This window comes from Bradyrhizobium sp. NAS96.2 (assembly GCF_001908235.1).
In the GTDB taxonomy this organism is placed as follows: domain Bacteria; phylum Pseudomonadota; class Alphaproteobacteria; order Rhizobiales; family Xanthobacteraceae; genus Bradyrhizobium.
Genome location: NZ_LGHK01000385.1, coordinates 1 through 1115 on the forward strand (window position 1 = coordinate 1; position 1115 = coordinate 1115).

A 1115-nucleotide genomic window follows, 5' to 3' on the forward strand; every position below is an offset into this window, starting at 1 on the left:
AGGATGTCCAGGAAGGCGACAAGATCGCCAACCAGTCGATCCGGGTCAACGTCGACACCCTCGAACACCTGATGACCATGGTCTCCGAGCTGGTCTTGACCCGCAACCAGCTCTTGGAGATCTCCCGGCGCAACGAGGACACCGAGTTCAAGGTGCCGTTGCAGCGGCTCTCCAACGTCACCGCCGAGCTGCAGGAAGGCGTCATGAAGACGCGGATGCAACCGATCGGCAATGCCTGGCAGAAGCTGCCGCGCATCGTCCGCGATCTCTCCGGCGAACTCGGCAAGCAGATCGAGCTGGAGATGCACGGCGCCGACACCGAGCTCGACCGCCAGGTGCTCGACCTGATCAAGGATCCGTTGACGCACATGGTGCGCAACTCCGCCGATCATGGCCTCGAGACCACCGCCGAGCGCCTCGCCGCCGGCAAGGGAGAGCAGGGCACGATTCGCCTGAGCGCCTATCACGAAGGCGGCCATATCATCATCTGCATCGCCGACAATGGGAGAGGGCTCAACACCGAGCGGATCAAGGCGAAAGCGCTCCAGAACGGTCTCGTCACCGAGGCCGAGCTGGAGAAGATGACCGAGGCCCAGATCCACAAGTTCATCTTCGCGCCGGGCTTCTCGACCGCAGCCCAAGTGACCTCGGTGTCCGGCCGCGGCGTCGGCATGGACGTGGTGCGCACCAACATCGACCAGATCGGCGGCACCATCGACATCAAGAGCGTGGCTGGCGAGGGCGCTTCCGTCACCATCAAGATCCCGCTGACGCTTGCGATCGTCTCCGCCCTGATCGTGGAAGCCGGCGGCGACCGCTTTGCGATTCCCCAATTGTCCGTGGTCGAGCTGGTGCGGGCCCGCGCCAACTCCGAGCACCGCATCGAGCGGATCAAGGACACCGCGGTCTTGCGGCTGCGCAACAAGCTGCTGCCGCTGATCCATCTGAAGAAGCTGCTCAGGATCGACGACGGCGCGACCACCAGCGATGCCGAGAACGGCTTCATCGTGGTGACGCAAGTCGGCAGCCAGACCTTCGGCATCGTGGTCGACGGCGTGTTCCACACCGAGGAGATCGTGGTCAAGCCGATGTCCACCAAACTGCGGCACATCGAC

1 protein-coding gene is annotated in these 1115 nt (G+C 63.8%); it reads left to right on the plus strand.

The features are described 5' to 3' along the window. Nucleotides 1–1115, plus strand: a 1115-nt coding sequence (locus tag AC628_RS41470) for a chemotaxis protein CheA (RefSeq protein ID WP_143202110.1), incomplete at both ends; no start/stop codon positions are given.